Source organism: Salinimonas sediminis, assembly GCF_003429285.1.
Classification (GTDB): domain Bacteria; phylum Pseudomonadota; class Gammaproteobacteria; order Enterobacterales; family Alteromonadaceae; genus Alteromonas; species Alteromonas indica.
The window spans coordinates 1,199,684-1,218,937 of record NZ_CP031769.1; the positions used below are offsets into that span (position 1 = coordinate 1,199,684).

Sequence of the window (19,254 nt, forward strand, 5' to 3'; positions counted from 1 at the left end):
AGGATCCGACATAGCTCCTGTTGGTGCTCAATAATGTATCGCGGCTGCGAATGAATAAAAATTATCTCAGTAATGAGCGGGTATATCCAGCTTTGCCCGGGTTAAGCAGCGTGTAAATACGGTAGTGGTGGAATTGTGTGCTAAACTTTTCTCTGATATGGACGATATCTAGACATACACAGTAGCATGGCGGAAATAGCATGAAATTCAGGCATACCCTGGTTATAGGGTTCAGTTTACTCTGCGCCCTGCCGGTGAGCGGGGCAATGCGGCAATACTCTGCATCGGTGGAAAGTTCTGACTGGGCGCTGGAAAGTGCCTCTCGTTTGCAGTGCGAACTAAGCCACCAGGTACCTGGGTATGGCGAAGCAAAATTTGTCAGTGTGGCATCAAAGCAGCTGAATATGGAATTTGACATGCAAATGTCTTTGTTACCAAAAAAATTCGCTATAGCGGCAGTGTATGCGGTGCCGCCGTCCTGGATGCCGGGTCAAGCCCCCCGCGAAATCGCGCAAATGCAGTTACGCAAGCAATATCATGGCGACTTACCAGAGGCCGCTGCCTGGACCATGCTAAGCGAACTGGAAAAGGGGTTCTGGCCAACTATTTATTATCAGGACTGGTATAACCGGCACGATAGTGTAGCCGTGGCCTTGAATGCCAGTAACTTCATGCCGCAGTACCAGGAATTTGTTAATTGTGTCTCTCAATTATTGCCATATAGCTTTGAAGATATCGCCTACACCGTGCTGTCTTATGAGAAAAACAGTACAGATTTAACCAAATACTCTGAACGTCGCTTACAGATGATTGGTGAATATTTAAAAGAAGACAGCAACCTTGAATTGGTGTTGTTGGATGGGTATACCGATAGCTATGGTGGGCGCTGGAATAACGAACAGCTATCGATTAAACGGGCTAACGAAATTAAAGGGTACCTGACTGCGCTAGGGGTAGCTGATGACCGCATTGAGGTTTCCGGGCACGGCGAAAAGCGCCATATTGCCCCCAATACAACCAGCGATACCCGGGCGCTTAACCGCCGCGTAGTGGTCAGGCTATCCAAAACCTAATGCGCACCGCAGTACTATTATAGCTCGCACTTGATGGCTAGACGCTCGTCTGGCCCTGGCACTATTAGCCCTCTGGGTTGGCGAGTAAGGCCTTAACCGGCGGCACCTGGTCGGTAAAAATACCATCTACCCGGGCTTCTTCCACCAAAAAGCGGATCAACGCAGGGGCCGTGACCCCCGCTGGCAACTCATCTGCGCGAAACGTATAAGGGTGGATGAGTAAGTTGTGCTTTTTGGCATTGGCTACCCACGGACTTAGCTGCCAGAGCACCCTTTCTGTACTGGTATCGGCAAGTTGAGGAATCCATGGACCTACGCCGTCGGCCACCTCCGCCACCGCTTCGAGACCCTCTTCGCTAAGCAGCCAGTCATAGTCAGTGTCGGATTCATGCCAACTGTTGTCGGCCACCAACTGAACCAACATACCCGTATATCCGAGTTCACGTCGAATTCGCTGAGTTTCTGTAAAATCAAAACACTGAATAACCAGCGGGATAGTTCCCTCAAGCAAATTAAGACGTTTCATTTCAGCCAATACAATGCGAGAGATATCGACGCCTTGGGCGCGGTGCCATGCTGGCGACTTGATTTCAGTGTAAAGACCAATCTGCTGGCGGGTTTGGCGGTTAAGCTGCGTGATTAACTCACTATGCTCTGCCAGGGTCGCTATACCAAACTGGGCCCGGTTACCTTGATAACGCTGAGGAAAAACCGCTTCCTGGCGGGCATTTTGTCGTTCGTGCACCCTAAGCTGACGTAATTCAGCCAGGGTAAAGTCGATAGCATAGTAGCGACCATCCTGGCGCGCTCTTTCCTTAAATAGCTGCTCGACATTGGTCACCGTTTCCAAATGGATATCATGCAGTACTACGGGAATGTTATCTTTGCTCAGTACGACGTCCTGCTCAATATAGTCAGGTTGCTGTGCATATGCCAGTGTGGTGGATTCCAGCGTATGTTCGGGTAAATAACCCGAGGCGCCGCGATGGGCAATGATCTCTACAGCATCGCTATAACTGCTAAATGCGATACCCAGTAGTGTTACAAGAGGAAGTACAAGTCGAAGGGCCAGCGAACGCGCTGATAAACCGGTGCCAAGCATGATAATAATCTCCTTAAGCCTGAATTAACTCAATAGCGTAACCGTCGGGGTCGCGCACAAATGCAATTACGGTTGACCCACCTTTTACCGGCCCGGGAGAACGATAAACATCGGCACCCAGCGTTTGTAACTTGGTGCAAAATGTATAAATATCCTCAACCGCAATGGCCACATGGCCATAGGCATTGCCCAATTCGTAATGCTCAACTCCCCAGTTGTAGGTCAATTCAAGTACAGCGTGGTCGGCTTCCGTACCATAGCCTACAAATGCCAGCGTATATTCATGGTCAATATTGTCAGACTGGCGAAGTAACGTCATGCCCATTTTGTTGATGTAAAAATCCAGCGATTGGGTAAGGTCAGTAACCCGCAACATCGTATGCAGCATTCGCATTTTGCTCTCCTGATAACGCCGTTACTGGCGAGATATATTGACTGTATATAATAATGATAACGAGACACTATCCAGAGTAAGCACGCCAGGGTAAATTAAATCCGGTGTGACACGAGGTTTTGCAATCATCGCCAACACATGGCCTACCATCACCCTGAAGCAACATCTCTAAGAAGTATCTTTAGCACCTCGTATCACTATAAGCGCTGACTATGAACAGATTGCGACAGGGGGCACGATAAATGAGTTTTACCATAGAGTCGCAAAGAGGGGAGGGCCGCCAAGGCGAAAACACGGCAAAGCCAGGGTTCAACAATACGGAACGCTGGCATACACAAAGTAGAAAAGCGGCTGTGTTAAACGTAATTAAAACCCCCACATACCGATGTTGTCAATTTTTAGCCGGCGTGGCTGCTGTAGTAAATATATCAGCATATCGGCCAAATCCTGGTTTTGAATCAGGCCGCTGTCCAGCGGTTCATCGGGAGTTTTTTGCGACTGAATCAACGCTGGGTTGAGTGAATGAACATGAATACCATATTCGCGAACCTCTTCTTGCAATGCTTTGCCCAGCCCCACCATGGCAAATTTCGACGCGCAGTACACGCCTGCGTTGGCATAGCCGTTTAAGGCGGCCTGCGAAGCGATATTCACGATAAAACCTTCACGCGAGTTTATCATGCCTGGGACCACCGCTTTGCTCATCAAAAACGCGCCTTTAACGTTGGTGTTCATTACCGCGTCCCAGTCGGCTTCAGTGGTTTCCCAAATAAGTGTTTCCTTGCCGAATCCGCTGTTATTCACTAGTACATGAATATCACCAAAGGTTGACCTTACCTTGTCGATGAAGCCGTTAACCTGTTCCGCTTGGCTGACATCGCATACAAAACCTGCAATTTTCCCCGGGTATTTGGCATTGAATGTTTCTACCGTGTGTTGAATAGGCGCGGCGGTTCGGCCACAGATAGCCACGCTCATGCCTTTGGCTAGCAAACTGGCGGTCAGGGTTTTACCCAACCCTTTGGCGCCGCCGGTAACGATAGCCACTTTATTTGTTAATGCATAATGTTCGCTCATGATTCTATCCCTACGGTAAAACAAGAAAGAGTAATCGATTCAGCGTTAAAGGCCTATCAACATACGTATGCGTAACAGATTATCAAAAGTGGCACCTCGCTGTGTAAAGGATAATGTCTTCGGTATTACCCTATGCGTGTTTGAAAATTGCCAGGTTCTTTTTGCCACCTTTGCCGCGAAATACAAAGTCGCGCTTAGCTGGGCAATCGATGTCTTGTATGCGCAGTTAGCCATCTAGCTTTTCTTAATCTCCTGCTACCCAGTAGCAAACAGCCCAGTCGGTATTTTTTGCTCCTATAGCTAATAATAGCCAATACTTTTTCGTAGGGCAGAACAATAGGTACTCGTTAAAGGGCGCTTGCTATTTCGGCGTCTGGTGACACTCTTAGCTATTGCTTAAACCCATACTTTTATATAAAAAAATTGCGCACAATGTCAGATTTTGCTTTGATAACGTTACATGGCGCTGCTGATTAACCAGAATGAATCGCTTAAGCCACAAAACATAGGTTATTTCATTTTGAATTGTGTAGTGCTTCGCTCCAAGCGCTTTTCTTGTTTTCTCTAAGAGGGGACTTTGAGCCATTTATTAACGCCCATAAGGTGATGTGTAACTACTGAGAGGGCTTTATAGTAAGGTGTTAGCCAATAAAAAAAGGACTTTTTATGGAAGCCAGCTTTTTAATACTTTCAATATCTTGCTTGAGTGGTTTTGTATATTTACTCATAGGCTATCTGCTTACCTTCAAGCAAAAAGCAGATGTGCTTAACGGCATCGATTTTTCTAAAATTGCCGACCTCCCTGCTTTCTGCAAATACGTAGGCAATAGCTTTTTATTATCAGGTGTAGTACTACTCTTAGCTGGGGCTTTGGTTTACTTAGCTTATTTAAACCTTTTACTGTTTATAGCTATTTTTGTTATCTTCTCGGTATTGCCTATTATCAATGTCGTCAGAGCTATGCGTAAGTTTCAAAAAAGTACTTCGTAAGCAAAGCGTGGCTAACAAGCCAATCAACACACTCACTGCGTTCGCTGGAAAATAACACATAGGCTCCTGTGCTTCGCTTGGTATTGTATCCCACAGTTTTGTGCGCCAAAGCTAGACGTTAGGCTGAAAAAACGTAGAGAACCGAATGCACCAAGACGACATTAAGACATTATTCGATAAACAGGCAGCCAACTACGATGCGCAGTGGGCGAAATCAGCACCGATTAATGATTGCCTCTACTTTCTTTTAGCGTCGCTGTTTACCCGCTTGCCTGCTGACGCTCGGATTCTCTGTGTCGGGGTGGGTACGGGGGCAGAGTTGGGTCACCTTGCCAAAGGCAACCCCAGCTGGCAATTTACGGTAGTAGAGCCTTCCGGATCAATGCTGGATATTTGTCGGCAACGGGCGAAAAGGGAAGGGTTTGCCTCGCGTTGCTATTTTCATGAAGGCTATCTCGATACACTCTCATCCGCCGCTCTGCATGATGCGGCCACTTGCTTTTTGGTGTCTCAATTCATCCTGGATCAACAAGCTCGGTCTGGATTCTTTCGAGAAATATCGGGCAATCTAAAACCAGAAGGAATCCTTGCCAGCTCTGATTTGGCTTCGGACGTAGAAACCGCCGAATATGAAATATTGCTGCATGCCTGGATGAATATGATGACGGCATCGGATGTTCCACCCGAGGGGATAGACCGCAAGCGTAAAGCCTATGCTAATGATGTGGGGGTTCTCCCTGCTAACAGGATTGCGGCAATAATTAAGTCAGGAGGTTTTGAACTTCCAGTGCTGTTTTTCCAGGCTGGTTTGCTTCACGCGTGGCTTTCAAAACGTGCCCCAGACGAGGGGTCCGTAAACAGCACTGCTGTTTGACAAATGTTCCGCAGAGCGCGGCGTTAGGTGTCTTAAATGCAGACGCGAAAGATTTTCGCAGAAAAAGTCAGGTTTTTGCTTCACTCTGCTAAGGAACGAAGTACTCCACAAGGTGTGCTGGTATGCGAAAAAACATTAAATGAGCTCGCCAGTGGCAAAGATAAAGAGTATCTGAATCAATTTCTATTGATGTTCAATAAGCCATGCATTGCTATTGAGGTTTACGGATATACAACCAGCGAAGAGTTTATCACTATAAATATATTGCGAGAATTAGCGAGAAAGACAACCACATAACAATACTCTGTTATCATTCCCTTCGTTCCGTTCATTCCCTTCGGTCAGCCGGACGCAAACACGTGAGCGCTTTGCGATTATCGCCCACACGCCATAGGTAAGGCACTATCTATACTCACCAACATGCCCCAACGTTAATAAAGCCGTTATTATGCAATCACATCAAATAATCCACCTACAACTGCTGTAAGTACCATTGCAAGCGCACCCCAAAATGCAACTCTGCTAGCACCCATAGTAATTGACGCGCCGCCTACACGCGCTGCAGCCCCTCCGAGAACGGCAAGAAACAGCAAAGACAACGCTGCGACAACCGGTATAAGTAACGTACCCGATACAAACCATGCCACCACTAATGGCAGTGCAGCACCTAGGGTAAAAGCGCCTGCCGAAGAGAACGCTGCTTGAATGGGCTGAGGGCTAACACGCTCTGAGATACCGATATCATCTCTGGCATGAGCGCCAAGAGCATCGTGAGCCATTAATTGCTCAGCAACCTGTTTCGCCAGTATCGGTTTAAGCCCTCTGCCTTCATATATTTTTGCAAGCTCCGCTGTTTCAGATTCAAAATTCTGCTCCAGCGATTTTTTCTCAATTGCAAGATCGGCATTTTCGGTATCTGATTGAGAACTAACCGAAACGTATTCACCAGCGGCCATAGACATCGCGCCGGCAGCTAAACCTGCAACGCCAGCGAGAAGTATGCCTTCATGTGCAGTGTTTGCAGCTGCAACGCCAATAATTAAGCTTGCCGTAGATACAATTCCGTCATTTGCACCAAGTACCGCTGCGCGTAACCACCCAACGCGGTGGGATCGATGTATTTCACTATGAATCATAGAGTTTCTCGCCGGTTCCGCTTACAGCTAACGCTCTCAGTTAGCGTGTGGATGAATTTATGGGCTTGTCAGGTCCCCTTCCTGGTAAGTAAAACTACATTTTCTGTGGCGATTAAAAAAGTGATTTTGCTTCCTGAAAATCTGTTGATACGGCCGGATCAGCTCGCTTTTTTAACTCTTCCATACGATTTTTTAGCGTATCACGAGACATTGAAAGCGCATCTGAACCGGCCACGAGACGGGCAGGGCGTTGACCAAGGACTGCAGTATTAACAATCAGTTGCGCTAACTTTTTGGGGCCATCAGGCTGAATATGGCTATAATTATTATATTGTGACTTATAGGTGGCGGCCGCATCCGCGTGCTCTAGAGCTAGAACCTTACCGTAGCCCACAGAAGACACGTCAATAAAGTCAGTTTGCAAGAAAACTCTACATTGGTGGCAGCAATTGCAAAATGTGCGACGTTCATTGCAAGACTTTCTGCGAACCCCTTACCCCATACTTTGTTGCACAATAGACGGCTGCTCCGTCAACCCGAGCCACCGATAGATGAAAAGTTAAGTATATAACCACATCCTCGCTTACGCATTTTTCGCAATACTGCTCATGTGACATACAAAAAACAGGGTTGTACTGCTGGTATATAAATGAGTTAAAGCTTTTTTGCGTCTTGGCCTGTCTATATCACTCCCATCGCGGTGACATTTTGGTCACATTGGTTTTGCTACTCTCCTATCGTTCAAATAAATTCAGTCAATGTGGGGGGAAGTAATATGGGTGTGCTATCGAGCGCAGTATCGCGGCAATTGTGCAAGGCAGGACAATATGAATAGGCTATCCGGACCGAGGCTATGGTTGGTTATATGGGCACTCTTGATTAGCCTTCCATTTATTACCCACGCAGCGGAAGCACCCGGCGCACTGAGTATCATAGTTAAAGATAGGCTCACTGAGCGGCCACTTTCCAACGTGCAAATCACCCTGAAGGAGCGTGAAACCTCGGCCGTCAAACAGTTAAACACTGACGCCCAAGGTCGAATTGTTGTTACGTCGCTTGATCCAGGTCTTTATTCGATAAGCGCGGTTAAAAGCGGGTTTGCCTCAGTAACTCAACCAAGTGTACGCGTAGTTACCCGAAAGAATATCAAGATAGTATTCCAGCTTGAGGAAGTCGAAGTTGAGAATATAGTAGTCCTGGGGAAGCAGGTAGATAGATTTGCATCAGCTTCGAGCACCTACCTCGACAGAGATGCGCTGCGTAGTGCGGTCGGAGGGGGCGCAGACCCACTACTTTCGTAAGATGGATTACCGGGCCTGGCATCTGCCAGTGAATTCGCTAGCTTTAGCGTGCGCGGCCGGGGGCCAAGAGATAACCTGCTACTGGTTGATGACTTTCCCTTTGATAAAGCGGTTCATTTTGACGCCACATTGGGCGAAGAGGAGGATGTTGGCGGAGGGGGACGTTTCTCTATTTTCGCGCCGAATGTTATCGGGGGAGCTGAATTCTCACCGGGGGGATGGGGCCCTGCGTATGGCGGCCGGGCTGCATCACTACTTAAATTGGACGTCGCTGAGGGTAATCCAAGTCCCTCTGCAAGTTTTCGTTACGACCTAGCCGGGTACGAAGTTGGGTACGATGGCCCTCTTGCTAACAGCGAAGATGCGACTTTACTTGTTTCTGCCCGGCGTCTGGACTTCGGCGCTTTGTTTGAAACGATTGAAGAACTGGATATAGGAGAGCCTGTTTTGCGGGATGTCATCGTAAAGTCGGTTATACCTGTCGATCAACGTAATACCTTTGAAGTTCTGCTAATGGATACGCACGAAGAATATACACGTGATGTTACTCATGTTTTCGAATCGCCCAATTTCGAAGATGCCGGGCTGCAAGATTCAGTTCAGGACAGCGACTTATATGGACTGACATTACGGTCTTTGGTTGGTGAATATAGTATCTGGACTAACAAGATTTACTACCGAAAAAGCGACAAGATAAGTTCTGAGGGTGAAGCTTTTCCGGATCTTGTACCTGCAGGTTCGCCGGCCTCAAGCTTTCCTGTACGCGAAGATATTCTGACTATTGGGGAGGGGGAGACCGAAATAGGATGGCGAAGTGACTTTGAAACCATGAATCGATGGGGACAGGTCTCCGGCGGGGTGAGGTTGACGCAAATTGAACTTGATTACCATACGGTATTACAGGGCAACTGGACCCGGTTTGTTTACGATAATGACGATTTAAGGCCAGACGCCGATCAGCAGTTTATTGTGCTTACCCCTGAATATATTAATGCGTCAATAAAGCAGAAAAAAATGAGTTATGCCGGCTATATAGATCAAGTTTTTGAAGTCGCTGATTGGGACTTTAGCACTGGCTTACGCGTGGAGCGGGATGGCTTTGCCGACGAAAGTTTCGCGTCGCCTCGGTTCAGTGTGAACTGGCAGCCAGGTAAGCAGGTTAAATATTTCGCCACCGCGGGCCTGTTCCATCAGTCGCCGCGGTATTTAGAGCTTGCCGCTAATGAGACAAACACCCTCAAAACAGAAAAAACCACCCATTTTAGTCTCGGTTTAAAATATTTTCCGAGCAATAAGTGGTCGGTGTTGACTGAGGCGTATTATCAAAATCTCGACGATTTGGTGGTAGACCTGGATAGGACAAATGGTACCTTTGCCAATAGTGGTGACGGCACCTCGTACGGTGTGGATATCGTAGCTAACGGCACAATACGTGAAGGCCTTTATGCTACGGTAACCTATTCTTATAATGATGCTGAAATTGACCGCCAAGACGGCCGCGGTTATATGGCGGCTGCGTTTAGTCGAGAACATGTCGCCACTCTAGGTTTGACTTGGGAAATCAGTGATCGCTGGAAGATCGCGGGACGCTATAAGTATCTGTCTGGCAGACCAGACGATGAATATATTATTCATGCAGATGTACTGGGGCCAGGCGAACCTTTGCGCTATTCCAAAGAGATTATTAAGCGTAATATCGGGCGTAAAAGTGGTTCCAGTTTGGTGAACGTCCGTGTTGACTATCGGCGCGCGTTTGGCCCCGTAGATATCACAGCCTTTCTCGATGTCATCAACGTCACGGCAGCATCATCAAGTGATGAGGCCGAATTTGATTACCGCCGAGGAGTTGAAGTGAAAGACGAAAGCGAGGCCGAGCCATTGATTGGACTGCGCCTGGATTATGCTTGGTAAGGAACCAACCCACAGATGATAGATGCTTTTGGTGCTATGCCGGTAAGCGCGCTGATTGTCGAAGACAATCGCGATATATGCGAAAACATTGCCGCCTACCTGGAAAAGTATAACTACATACTGGATTTCGCGTACGACGGTATTAGCGCTATGCATCTGGCTTCGACAAATTCGTACGATGTTATTGTATTGGATTTGATGCTTCCAAGGATGGATGGTCTATGTTTTTGCCAAAACTTGCGCACTGACGCGAGCATTCAAACACCTGTGCTTATGCTAACCGCAAGAGACACACTGGAGGATAAACTTAAGGGCTTTGAGGTGGGAGCCGATGACTATTTGGTCAAGCCATTTGCACTACAGGAGTTACATGCGCGTCTGCAAGCACTGTGTAAACGTAGTAACGGTAGCGCTAGCGCCCAGTTAACTGTGGGCGATCTAAGTTTTAACACGGCTACGCTGCAAGTTCATCGGGCGGGCCGGCACCTCGAACTCTCGCCTGCTTGTATGAAGCTGCTGCGACGACTGATGGAAAAGGCTCCCGCCGTGGTGTACCGCCATGATTTAGAGACGTTGTTATGGGCCGATGAGCACCCCGATGGTGACGCGCTGCGCTCCCATATGTATAAGCTCAGACAGGCTATAGATAAGCCATTTAAGCGTGCACTTATCCACACTGTACACCGCATAGGATACCGAATTGCAGAGGATGCACCCTAGTGTACCGGTACGGTTTGCGCACACGTGTTGCCATTGCGTTTGCGTTATGTGTTGCGGTACTTAGCGTCGCCTGGGGCGTGGCTTTCTTTGCTGCAATCCGGTTGAGCGAAGACCGGGTGATGATGCAACAGTTGCAAGTAGCCGCCGACAGCTACCCCTCTTTAACAACGAACCTGCGTGGCTATACTGAGATTAGTAGCTTACCTGAATCCCTGAGAGGGTGGGCGCAAACACACCCTGAGGAAGGAATGTATGAATTCAGTGCCGAAGAATTCCATGTCGCGGTAATACCCGCCGAAAATGAAATGCAGCGTGCCTATGTGGTCTTTGATGTAGCGGGTATTGAGGCCGCGTCTTCAGAAGATTGGTGGTTACTCTTGGTTATATCTGGGGTTGTCGGTACGTTAGGTTTTCTGGGCTTTGGGTTGGGCGTTTTTGTTATGCGCAGGGCTATCGCCCCGGTTGTGCAGCTTGCCAAAGCAGTGGCTGATATCGATCCGGAAAAACTTTCGGCGGAAGATCGAAAACGCATAGAGGCGAGTCGGTTCGGAGATGATGAAGTTGGTTTGCTGGCTGGAACAATTGAAGTGACTTTTGAACGCATTAGTGCGTTTGTCGAGAGAGAGCGGTATTTTACCAACTCCGCCAGTCATGAGTTACGAACGCCCATTACAGTCATTATGGGCGCCCTTGAGATCTTGGAACAAAGCGATTTATCGCTGGCTGATATAAAAGCGTTAAATCGGGTCGCACGGGCCACGCACGATATGAAAACGATGATTGAAATGTTTTTATGCCTAGCTCGTGAAACGGACGACGGTTGGTATGACGAACAATTTTTGGTTATACCCTTAGTAAGCAAAGCAATGGAGCAGCAACGCTATCTGCTTCGTGGTAAATACCTTGATGTCAATATTGACGAACTGGCCAATCCCACAGTTCGCGGACACCCACAGGCATTTTCAATTGCGGTCAATAACCTGGTGAGAAATGCGTTTGAGCATACGCTTGGTGGTCAGGGACCAATCTCAATACGTATCTACCCGCGCGAGTTGTTAGTTACTAATCAGTTGGGCGGCGACACTGTCGAGGACGTCTTCCAGCCAGATGTTACGCTATCTCATGGATATGGTTTGGGGTTGGGTATCGTGCAACGATTGTGCGAGCGAAATGGGTGGCTATTTTCGTTACATGTTGATGAAAAGCATGTCATTGCCCGCTTATCCTGGTAATTGAGATGGCTTTCCCCACAGCTCAAGAACACTAATTTCAATAATGTTTAAGATGCACTGAATAGCTATCATAAATAATGATAGCTATGGGCAGACGAAATAATACTCATGGTTAGTTGCACGTTATGGTATATCGCCCGTGTTTTTTATAGCCGAGATAGCTGATTTGGTCGGAGCGCATTCACAGTAGTCATACAATCGTGTCGCGCCGGGAAGGGGTCACAAGCTTAAACCACTGCTTGTAATGCAACTGATGTATTCATCGTCTTCGTGCTTTTAGGCGACTATGTGCAATACAATTAACGGCTTCGTGTTAAGTTGAGACAGGCGCTTAATCAGTTTTATCCTTAAACTCACACAAATCTTCAATAATACACGAACCACAACGGGGCTTGCGGGCGATGCAGGTATATCTGCCGTGTAAAATCAGCCAATGATGCACATCGACTTTAAATTCTTTGGGTACAACCTTAAGTAGCTTCTGTTCAACCTGGTCGACATTTTTACCAACTGCCAGTTTGGTGCGGTTGGAGACCCGAAAGATATGGGTGTCTACAGCAATCGTAGGCCAGCCGAAGGCGGTATTCAGTACCACATTAGCTGTCTTGCGGCCCACTCCAGGAAGTGCTTCAAGTGCTTCGCGGTTTTCCGGAACCTCGCCAGCATGTTGTTCAATAAGAATGGCGCACATTTTATGGACGTTTTCTGCCTTGGCATTGTATAAGCCGATAGTCTTAATATATTGCTTCAAACCCTCTACGCCCAACTCCCAGATAGCCTGCGGGGTATTTGCCACCGGGAATAATTTGTCGGTTGCCTTATTCACGCCGACATCGGTTGATTGCGCAGAAAGGGTTACTGCCACTAACAGTTCAAACGGGCTAGTGTAATTTAGCTCCGTTTTGGGGTGAGGATTAGCGGCTTGCAGGCGGCCCAATATTTCTCGGCGTTTTGTATTATTCATATCAGAGTATCAACTTTCAGCGGTAACCCGAATGCGGGTGACTTTTTCAGTAGCCGTAGCCTGTTTGGTAGCGGCTCGGTTATCCAGCATATTTTTGGCGGCAATGAGTAAGCCCATTCCTATAAAGGCGCCTGGCGGCAAAATGGCCAGCAGAAATGGTTGTTCAGCGCTAAATATCTGAATAGGCCAGTTAGTTGCCACCGGGCCGAATAATCTGTCGGCCCCTGCCAGTAAAGTACCGGAACCAAGTACTTCACGCATCCCACCTAGCAGCATCAACACAGCGGTAAATCCAGCGCCCATCATCAAACCATCGAAAGCGGCAGGTAATACCGAGTTTTTAGACGCAAAGGCTTCGGCGCGGCCAATAATTGCGCAATTGGTTACAATTAGGGGGATAAAAATGCCCAGCGCTAAATAAAGTTCATAGGTAAAAGCATTCATAAGCAACTGAATGATGGTAACAAAGGCGGCAATAATCATAACAAATACGGGGATACGAATTTCACTGCGCACGATATTGCGCACCAGCGACACCGTTATATTCGACCCAATAAGTACCGCGGTGGTAGCCAGGCCCAGTCCCAGGCCGTTAATAACCGTAGCGGTTACAGCCAACAGCGGGCATAAACCTAATAATTGCACCAGTGCCGGGTTATTTTTCCACATGCCTTCAAAGGCTAAATCCTGATATTGACTCATTATTACCTCTTAGCGCTGGTTTGCGCGAGTATAACAGTTTGCTTGCTGGCTGAATAAACGTTGCTGGTTTTGTTCTATATAGAGCAATGTTTGGCGCACCCGATCCACCACCGCCCGTGGGGTAATGGTAGCACCGGTAAACTGATCAAATTGGCCGCCATCCTTTTTAACCTGCCAGGCATTTTGTTGCGTGGTATCAAAGGACTTGCCAGAAAAAGATAGAATCCAATCACTCACTGCAAGCTCAATTTTATCGCCCAGCCCGGGGGTTTCTTTATGCTCTACGGCACGCACCCCCAACACAGTAAGATCGCTGGTCACTCCCACCACCAAGTTAATGTCGCCGCTATAGCCGTTTGGTGCGGTAGTTTGGATGGCAAGGGCTACCGGCTTATTATTTTGTCGCGCCCGGTATACGCGATGCGGCTGGGTATTTCCCAGGGCGGCGTCCTGTACCACTGCACAGTCCTTGTACAACGTATTGTTATAGTACGAGGCTGGTACCACCTCGTTTAGCACGCTCAATAACCGTTGGCGTTGTTGCTCTGCAATCCGGTCTTTCGTGCCAATAAAGGTCAGGCTTATAAGCGCTGTGGTAACCAGTGCAAAAACAGTTAGCATCAAACCATTTTTTGAAATTGTTTTAAACATAACAGGCTATCTCTTTTGGGCCTGAGACTTTTTACGCCCATGCCCATAGGTACGCGGGCGGGTATAGTAGTCAATTAACGGCACGGCCATGTTCATAATAATAACCGCAAAGGCCACCGCATCAGGATAACCACCAAATGTGCGAATGATCACTATCCAAAAGCCGATCGCGGCACCAAAAATAAGGCGGCCACGATTAGTGGTAGAAGCCGATACCGGATCGGTAGCGATAAAGAATGCGCCAATTAATACGCTACCGTTCACCAAATGAAAGAGCGGCGATGCATAGTAATCCATGTCACTTATGTGTAGCAGGCCGGGTACCAGAGCAACACTGGCTATCATTGCCACCGGTATATGCCAGTTAATAACCCGTAATGCCAGTAATCCCAGACCGCCAGCCAAATAGGCCAGACTTAACCATGCCCAGCCGGCGCCCGCACTAGAAGCAAATGCGCCAGTAAAAATATCTTGCGTCAGTGCTTCGGAATAAGTGCGCCCTTCAGCCAAACCGGTTTTCACCGCATCTAAAGGGGTCGCCATGGTGACGCCATCGCTGACACTTCTAATCTGGGTAATATCAAAACCGGCGCTGGTATAGCCGGTAAAAATAAGCCGCGCAGTATCGCTGAAGGTTAACGGGTCGGCCATCATCGCCACTGGCGGTAGCCACATAGTCATGGCTACCGGGAAAGAGATAAGTAGCACGACATAGCCAATCATGGCGGGATTAAACATATTAAAACCCAGACCACCATAAAGCTGTTTAGCGATAGCAATGGCACTGAAAGTACCGATAACTGTCATCCACCAGGGGAGGGTGGGAGGTAAGCTTACCGCCAATAGTAGCGCTGTCAGTACGGCGCTGAAATCAGCCAATGAGCGTTCAACACGTTTTTGTCTCAGTAAAAGTATGCCACCTTCTGTTAAGACTGCTGTCAATACCGCTATACCGGCCTGAAAGACTAACCCCCAGCCAAATAATACTATCTGCAAGATCATCGCCGGTAGCATGGCATAGATGACCAAACGCATAACCTGGCTGGTATCACGCTTAACGCGCTGATGGGGCGAGCTGCTTAAATATAATTTCATTTATTGATTATTCTCGTCGGGCGTATTGTCGCGAGCCGCTTTTTTCGCTTTTGCTTTTGCCACCGCCGCGGCGATACGCTGCTGCTTTTGCTGTTGAGCATCCAGTTTGGCTGTGTCAGCGTGGGGCGGCGCCGCTGGTGGTACTTCACCGGCATTGTCTTTCGCCGCTTTTTTCGCCTTCGCTTTCGCAATGGCTGCGGCGATACGCTGTTGTTTTTGTGTGGCGTTATCCGCTGCCCCATCCCCTGACGTGTGGTTATCATCTGCTGGAGCCTGGCTATCATCTGCAGGGGCGCTGGACGCCTCCTGCTGTTGCTCAACTGCCTGCGATGCGCCAGGCTCGGCGGCCGGTGTATTGTTATCCGGGGCGGGCGAAGCCGCTTGTTGCTGTGCGGCCTTTTTGGCTTTGGCCCGGGCCACGGCGGCGGCGACTTTGGCTTTTTTGTCGTCTACTGGCTGATTGCTATCACCGGCAGGGGCGTTTGAATTATCCGGCTGTTGGTTAACTGCCTGCGATGCGCCAGGCTCGGCGGCCGGTGTATTGTTATCCGGGGCGGGCGAAGCCGCTTGTTGCTGTGCGGCCTTTTTGGCTTTGGCCCGGGCCACGGCAGCGGCCACTTTGGCTTTTTTATCGTCTACTGGCTGATTGCTATCACCTGCAGGGGCGTTTGAATTATCCGGCTGTTGGTTAACTGTCTGCGACGCGCCAAGCTCGGCGGCCGGTGTATTGTTATCCGGGGCGGGCGAAGCCGCTTGTTGCAGCGCGGCCTTTTTGGCTTTAGCCCGGGCCACGGCGGCGGCGACTTTGGCTTTCTTGTCGTCCGTGGGGCCGTCCTCTGGCAGGTTGCTATCACCTGCAGCGTCGCTTATATCACCCTGCTGTGCGGCCTTTTTGGCTTTGGCCCGGGCCACGGCGGCGGCGACTTTGGCTTTTTTGTCGTCTACTGGCTGATTACTATCACCGGCAGGGGCGTTTGAATTATCCGGCTGTTGGTTAACTGCCTGCGACGCGCCAGGCTCCGCTGCTGGTGTATTGTTATCCGGGGCGGGCGAAGCCGCTTGTTGCTGCGCGGCCTTTTTGGCTTTAGCCCGCGCCAGGACGGCCGCCACGCGGTCTTTCGGAGCGCTATCGGTAGCCGCCGCGCTGTTGGCTTGGGTGGCGGCGCTAGCAGACGCGGTTGGCCTGGCAGAAGCTGATGACGAGGCTGCTGCCCGAGCTTCTTTTGCCTTGCGATGCTTTTCTTCGCGCTCCAACTTTTCTCGTTCCAAGCGCGCTTTTCGTGCTTCAAAACGCTCTTTGGCTTTTTCTGCTTTGGCTTTTTCGTCGCGTTCCAGGCGAATAGAGGACTTTGCTTGACGGTAATAATGAACTAATGGAATTTCACTCGGGCACACATAGGCACAGGCACCACATTCAATGCAGTCAAACAGGTCATATTCTTCGGCTTTTTCGTATTCGGCTGCTTTGGCATGCCAGTAGAGCTGTTGGGGTAATAAGCTGGCCGGGCAAGCGTCCGCACAGGCGCTACAACGAATACAGGCGCGCTCATCTTCCCCCTGGGTAAGCTCGCCATCGGCAGGCACTAGAATACAGTTGGTAATCTTCACTACCGGTACCTGGGCATCATTTAACGTAAAGCCCATCATCGGGCCGCCCATAATCACTTGAGGCAGTTGTTGTTTACGCGCGTTATAACCGGCATACCCGAGTAAATGATTTACCGGGGTGCCCACTAAAGCCCATACATTTTGCGGCGCGTCCAGTGCTTCACCAGTTAGGGTAACCACTCGTTCAATAAGAGGTTTTCCCTGGAAGACCGCATCAGCCACCGCATAACAGGTACCCACGTTGAACATCACAATACCAATATCGGCGGGTAAACCTTCACGAGGTACTTCCCGGCCCGTCAAAGTTTGAATGAGCTGTTTTTCGCCGCCAGCAGGGTACTTGGTTTCAACACTTACCACTTGAATACCGGGCTTGTCCTGACAGGCAATACGCAAAGCTTTTATGGCTTCGGGTTTATTATCTTCAACCGCCACCAACACCATTTTAGGAGCAATAAGATGTTGTAGTACATCAATCCCCTGGCGCACCTGCCACGCATGCTCGCGCATTAACCGATCATCGGCAGTAATATAGGGCTCGCATTCCGCCCCATTGATGATCATAAACTCAATGGTTTTTGAGCCAGCAGCCTTAATGTGGGTAGGAAAACCAGCACCACCCATACCGGAAATACCCGCATCACATAGCGCCTCCACCACCTGCGCCGGTGGCAAATCTTTGTATTGTGCCAGTGGCTGCAATGGGTACCAACTCTCCAACCCATCGGGGATCAGGGTGATGGTGAGTTCGCTTAACCCACTAGGATGAGCAACAACGCGGTCACTTATCGCCAGGATAGTGCCCGAAGTAGGCGCGTGTACCGGAATAGCAAAAGGATGAGCGCTACTGGTGAGGGGCTGACCTTTTTTTACATAGTCGCCTACCGCAATACTTAAACGGCCTTGTGTGCCTATATGCTGGCGAACTGGAACGATAAGCTCGTCGGGTAGGGCGGGGCGACTGATCGCAGACTGATTTGACAGTTGTTTACGATCTTGTGGGTGGACCCCACCAGGAAACAGATAACGCTTACCAGTTGCCAGTTTTTCTACAACCGTATCATAATCAGGATACATCACTACGACACCATTTTAATCGGGATATCGCCCTGTTCTGTCTGGGTAAAATCCCAGGTCCAGGAAGCGGGGGTAGGCTCGACCGGCACCATATCTATGCAGTCTACCGGGCAAGGGTCCACGCACAAATCACATCCAGTGCATTCTTCTACTATAACGGTGTGCATATGCTTTGCCGCACCTAAAATGGCATCTACCGGGCACGCCTGGATACACTTAGTACATCCAATACATTCGTCTTCCCGGATAAACGCCACTTTTTTAGTGTCTTCTTCACCGTGGGCAGCATCCAGGGGTTTGGGCTCAACCCCCATTAAGTCGGCCAGCTTTTTGATCGTCGACTCGCCGCCTGGCGGGCACTTATTAATTTCATCGCCATCAGCAATTGCCTGCGCATAGGGCCGGCAACCTGGATAGCCACACTGTCCGCACTGGGTTTGTGGCAATATCTCGTCAATTTGGTCTACCAGCGGGTCGCCTTCCACTTTGAAGCGAATACTCGCATAGCCAAGTACCAAACCAAAAATAAGGGCTAACAACCCGATAGCAATTAGCGCAACTGTCATACTCATTACATTTTCACCAATCCGCTGAACCCCATGAACGCTAACGACATTAGCCCAGCGGTTACCATTGCTATGGAAGCCCCTTTAAATGGCGCTGGCACATCGGCCGCGGCTAACCGTTCACGCATGGCGGCAAACAAGATAAGCACTAACGAAAATCCAACCGCGGCACCAAAACCGTAGATCAGACTTTGCATAAAATTATGTTGCTCAGTTAGGTTAAGCAAGGCCACCCCCAGCACCGCACAATTGGTGGTAATTAACGGTAAAAAGATGCCCAATAAACGATACAGGGTGGGGCTGGTTTTATGCACTACCATTTCGGTAAACTGCACTACCACGGCAATTACCAGAATAAAAGCCAGGGTCCGCAAATAGCCCAAACCAAGGGGCTGTAATATATAGGTTTCCACCAGGTAGCTGGACACCGAGGCAAGTGTAAGCACGAAGGTCGTCGCCATAGACATGCCAATAGCAGTTTCCAGCTTACTCGATACCCCCATAAACGGGCAGAGTCCCAGAAACTTTACCAGCACAAAATTATTTACCAGTACCGTACCTACCAGCAGAAGTAAAAAGTCGGTCATGTTATTTACTATCGCCCCGTGCTGTCGCTAAATCTGAATTATTCCAGTTAATAATGGACTGTGCTTTTTCGGCTATTCCGAAATGGGTACTATTATCGCTGTTTGCGCCGCGATTAACAACTTGATAAGACTAAGGTTATTCCCTGATAAACGGGTAACTTGATGAAAATAGTGAAAAATCGAAGAGAATTTAA

The 19,254-nt window shown here is 48.9% G+C and carries 20 protein-coding genes; 8 read left to right on the forward strand and 12 right to left on the reverse strand.

The genetic code is table 11. The annotated features are described in order from the left end of the window. Positions 1-200 precede the first annotated feature (200 nt). Complete coding sequence (locus D0Y50_RS05410) at positions 201-1,073, forward strand: flagellar protein MotY (RefSeq protein ID WP_108566480.1); 873 nt, start codon at positions 201-203, stop codon at positions 1,071-1,073. 64 nt (positions 1,074-1,137) lie between these two features. Here the strand turns inward: D0Y50_RS05410 and glpQ are convergent, their stop codons facing one another. The 3 genes from glpQ to D0Y50_RS05425 all read right to left on the reverse strand — a co-directional run bounded on the left by glpQ (position 1,138) and on the right by D0Y50_RS05425 (position 3,646). Continuing rightward, complete coding sequence (gene glpQ, locus D0Y50_RS05415; protein ID WP_108566481.1) at positions 1,138-2,175, reverse strand: glycerophosphodiester phosphodiesterase; 1,038 nt, start codon at positions 2,173-2,175, stop codon at positions 1,138-1,140. 13 nt (positions 2,176-2,188) lie between these two features. Further along, positions 2,189-2,569, reverse strand: a complete 381-nt coding sequence (gene gloA, locus D0Y50_RS05420) for a lactoylglutathione lyase (protein WP_108566482.1) — start codon at positions 2,567-2,569, stop codon at positions 2,189-2,191. A gap of 366 nt (positions 2,570-2,935) precedes the next feature. Further along, positions 2,936-3,646 (reverse strand): SDR family oxidoreductase, encoded by a 711-nt coding sequence (locus tag D0Y50_RS05425; RefSeq protein WP_108566483.1) that lies wholly within the window; start codon positions 3,644-3,646, stop codon positions 2,936-2,938. 666 nt (positions 3,647-4,312) lie between these two features. On the opposite strand from D0Y50_RS05425, the gene D0Y50_RS05430 reads away from it, so the two are divergent. The 3 genes from D0Y50_RS05430 (at position 4,313) to D0Y50_RS05440 (ending at position 5,807) form a co-directional block, all read left to right on the forward strand. Then, positions 4,313-4,636, forward strand: a complete 324-nt coding sequence (locus tag D0Y50_RS05430; RefSeq protein WP_117315874.1) for a hypothetical protein — start codon at positions 4,313-4,315, stop codon at positions 4,634-4,636. A 145-nt stretch (positions 4,637-4,781) separates the two neighbouring features. After that, on the forward strand, positions 4,782-5,510 hold the full coding sequence (locus D0Y50_RS05435; protein WP_117315876.1) for a class I SAM-dependent methyltransferase: 729 nt from the start codon (positions 4,782-4,784) through the stop codon (positions 5,508-5,510). 36 nt (positions 5,511-5,546) lie between these two features. Beyond that, positions 5,547-5,807 carry a hypothetical protein gene (locus D0Y50_RS05440; protein ID WP_117315878.1) on the forward strand — a complete coding sequence of 87 codons (261 nt, stop codon included), beginning with the start codon at positions 5,547-5,549 and terminating at the stop codon, positions 5,805-5,807. 149 nt (positions 5,808-5,956) lie between these two features. On the opposite strand, the gene D0Y50_RS05445 is transcribed toward D0Y50_RS05440, so the two are convergent. Together D0Y50_RS05445 and D0Y50_RS05450 are read right to left on the reverse strand one after the other, a co-directional pair. Next, a complete protein-coding gene (locus D0Y50_RS05445; RefSeq protein WP_117315880.1) occupies positions 5,957-6,646 on the reverse strand; it encodes a VIT1/CCC1 transporter family protein in 690 nt (229 codons plus the stop codon). A 112-nt stretch (positions 6,647-6,758) separates the two neighbouring features. Continuing rightward, positions 6,759-7,070: a Rossmann-fold NAD(P)-binding domain-containing protein gene (locus tag D0Y50_RS05450; protein WP_117315882.1), complete on the reverse strand. Its 312-nt coding sequence runs from the start codon at positions 7,068-7,070 to the stop codon at positions 6,759-6,761. Positions 7,071-7,473: 403 nt separating this feature from the next. Between D0Y50_RS05450 and D0Y50_RS19705 the strand changes: the two genes are divergently transcribed. Genes D0Y50_RS19705 through D0Y50_RS05465 form a run of 4 tightly spaced genes read left to right on the forward strand, consistent with a single transcriptional unit; the run spans position 7,474 to position 11,810 of the window. Then, on the forward strand, positions 7,474-7,947 hold the full coding sequence (locus tag D0Y50_RS19705; RefSeq protein ID WP_232366460.1) for a carboxypeptidase-like regulatory domain-containing protein: 474 nt from the start codon (positions 7,474-7,476) through the stop codon (positions 7,945-7,947). Positions 7,948-7,995: 48 nt separating this feature from the next. Next, positions 7,996-9,858, forward strand: a complete 1,863-nt coding sequence (locus D0Y50_RS05455; RefSeq protein ID WP_232366461.1) for a TonB-dependent receptor plug domain-containing protein — start codon at positions 7,996-7,998, stop codon at positions 9,856-9,858. Between the two features lie 15 nt (positions 9,859-9,873). Beyond that, on the forward strand, positions 9,874-10,578 hold the full coding sequence (locus tag D0Y50_RS05460; protein ID WP_117315884.1) for a response regulator transcription factor: 705 nt from the start codon (positions 9,874-9,876) through the stop codon (positions 10,576-10,578). 14 nt (positions 10,579-10,592) lie between these two features. Next, positions 10,593-11,810, forward strand: a complete 1,218-nt coding sequence (locus D0Y50_RS05465; RefSeq protein ID WP_232366462.1) for a sensor histidine kinase — start codon at positions 10,593-10,595, stop codon at positions 11,808-11,810. Positions 11,811-12,141: 331 nt separating this feature from the next. Here the strand turns inward: D0Y50_RS05465 and nth are convergent, their stop codons facing one another. The 7 genes from nth to rsxA are packed head-to-tail and all read right to left on the reverse strand — an operon-like array spanning position 12,142 to position 19,060. Then, complete coding sequence (nth, locus tag D0Y50_RS05470; RefSeq protein ID WP_108566492.1) at positions 12,142-12,774, reverse strand: endonuclease III; 633 nt, start codon at positions 12,772-12,774, stop codon at positions 12,142-12,144. 9 nt (positions 12,775-12,783) lie between these two features. After that, positions 12,784-13,476: an electron transport complex subunit E gene (locus D0Y50_RS05475; RefSeq protein ID WP_108566493.1), complete on the reverse strand. Its 693-nt coding sequence runs from the start codon at positions 13,474-13,476 to the stop codon at positions 12,784-12,786. A 9-nt stretch (positions 13,477-13,485) separates the two neighbouring features. Beyond that, positions 13,486-14,127, reverse strand: coding sequence for an electron transport complex subunit RsxG (gene rsxG / locus D0Y50_RS05480; protein ID WP_108566494.1), 642 nt, complete (start codon positions 14,125-14,127; stop codon positions 13,486-13,488). Positions 14,128-14,133: 6 nt separating this feature from the next. After that, positions 14,134-15,222, reverse strand: coding sequence for an electron transport complex subunit RsxD (rsxD, locus tag D0Y50_RS05485; RefSeq protein ID WP_117315886.1), 1,089 nt, complete (start codon positions 15,220-15,222; stop codon positions 14,134-14,136). Continuing rightward, positions 15,223-17,907, reverse strand: coding sequence for an electron transport complex subunit RsxC (rsxC, locus tag D0Y50_RS05490; RefSeq protein WP_117315888.1), 2,685 nt, complete (start codon positions 17,905-17,907; stop codon positions 15,223-15,225). Positions 17,908-17,909: 2 nt separating this feature from the next. Continuing rightward, on the reverse strand, positions 17,910-18,479 hold the full coding sequence (rsxB, locus tag D0Y50_RS05495) for an electron transport complex subunit RsxB (RefSeq protein WP_108566497.1): 570 nt from the start codon (positions 18,477-18,479) through the stop codon (positions 17,910-17,912). Further along, a complete protein-coding gene (gene rsxA, locus D0Y50_RS05500; RefSeq protein ID WP_108566498.1) occupies positions 18,479-19,060 on the reverse strand; it encodes an electron transport complex subunit RsxA in 582 nt (193 codons plus the stop codon). The genes rsxB and rsxA overlap by 1 nt, the downstream gene beginning before the upstream one ends. Positions 19,061-19,254 lie beyond the last annotated feature (194 nt).

What these genes read in the sequence shown, in the direction of transcription:
- D0Y50_RS05410 (WP_108566480.1), top strand. Translation starts at nt 201, where the DNA reads ATGAAATTCAGGCATACCCTGGTTATAGGGTTCAGTTTACTCTGCGCC.
- glpQ (WP_108566481.1), bottom strand. Translation starts at nt 2,175, where the DNA reads ATGCTTGGCACCGGTTTATCAGCGCGTTCGCTGGCCCTTCGACTTGTA.
- gloA (WP_108566482.1), bottom strand. Translation starts at nt 2,569, where the DNA reads ATGCGAATGCTGCATACGATGTTGCGGGTTACTGACCTTACCCAATCG.
- D0Y50_RS05425 (WP_108566483.1), bottom strand. Translation starts at nt 3,646, where the DNA reads ATGAGCGAACATTATGCATTAACAAATAAAGTGGCTATCGTTACCGGC.
- D0Y50_RS05430 (WP_117315874.1), top strand. Translation starts at nt 4,313, where the DNA reads ATGGAAGCCAGCTTTTTAATACTTTCAATATCTTGCTTGAGTGGTTTT.
- D0Y50_RS05435 (WP_117315876.1), top strand. Translation starts at nt 4,782, where the DNA reads ATGCACCAAGACGACATTAAGACATTATTCGATAAACAGGCAGCCAAC.
- D0Y50_RS05440 (WP_117315878.1), top strand. Translation starts at nt 5,547, where the DNA reads ATGCAGACGCGAAAGATTTTCGCAGAAAAAGTCAGGTTTTTGCTTCAC.
- D0Y50_RS05445 (WP_117315880.1), bottom strand. Translation starts at nt 6,646, where the DNA reads ATGATTCATAGTGAAATACATCGATCCCACCGCGTTGGGTGGTTACGC.
- D0Y50_RS19705 (WP_232366460.1), top strand. Translation starts at nt 7,474, where the DNA reads ATGAATAGGCTATCCGGACCGAGGCTATGGTTGGTTATATGGGCACTC.
- D0Y50_RS05460 (WP_117315884.1), top strand. Translation starts at nt 9,874, where the DNA reads ATGATAGATGCTTTTGGTGCTATGCCGGTAAGCGCGCTGATTGTCGAA.
- nth (WP_108566492.1), bottom strand. Translation starts at nt 12,774, where the DNA reads ATGAATAATACAAAACGCCGAGAAATATTGGGCCGCCTGCAAGCCGCT.
- D0Y50_RS05475 (WP_108566493.1), bottom strand. Translation starts at nt 13,476, where the DNA reads ATGAGTCAATATCAGGATTTAGCCTTTGAAGGCATGTGGAAAAATAAC.
- rsxG (WP_108566494.1), bottom strand. Translation starts at nt 14,127, where the DNA reads ATGTTTAAAACAATTTCAAAAAATGGTTTGATGCTAACTGTTTTTGCA.
- rsxD (WP_117315886.1), bottom strand. Translation starts at nt 15,222, where the DNA reads ATGAAATTATATTTAAGCAGCTCGCCCCATCAGCGCGTTAAGCGTGAT.
- rsxC (WP_117315888.1), bottom strand. Translation starts at nt 17,907, where the DNA reads ATGTATCCTGATTATGATACGGTTGTAGAAAAACTGGCAACTGGTAAG.
- rsxB (WP_108566497.1), bottom strand. Translation starts at nt 18,479, where the DNA reads ATGAGTATGACAGTTGCGCTAATTGCTATCGGGTTGTTAGCCCTTATT.
- rsxA (WP_108566498.1), bottom strand. Translation starts at nt 19,060, where the DNA reads ATGACCGACTTTTTACTTCTGCTGGTAGGTACGGTACTGGTAAATAAT.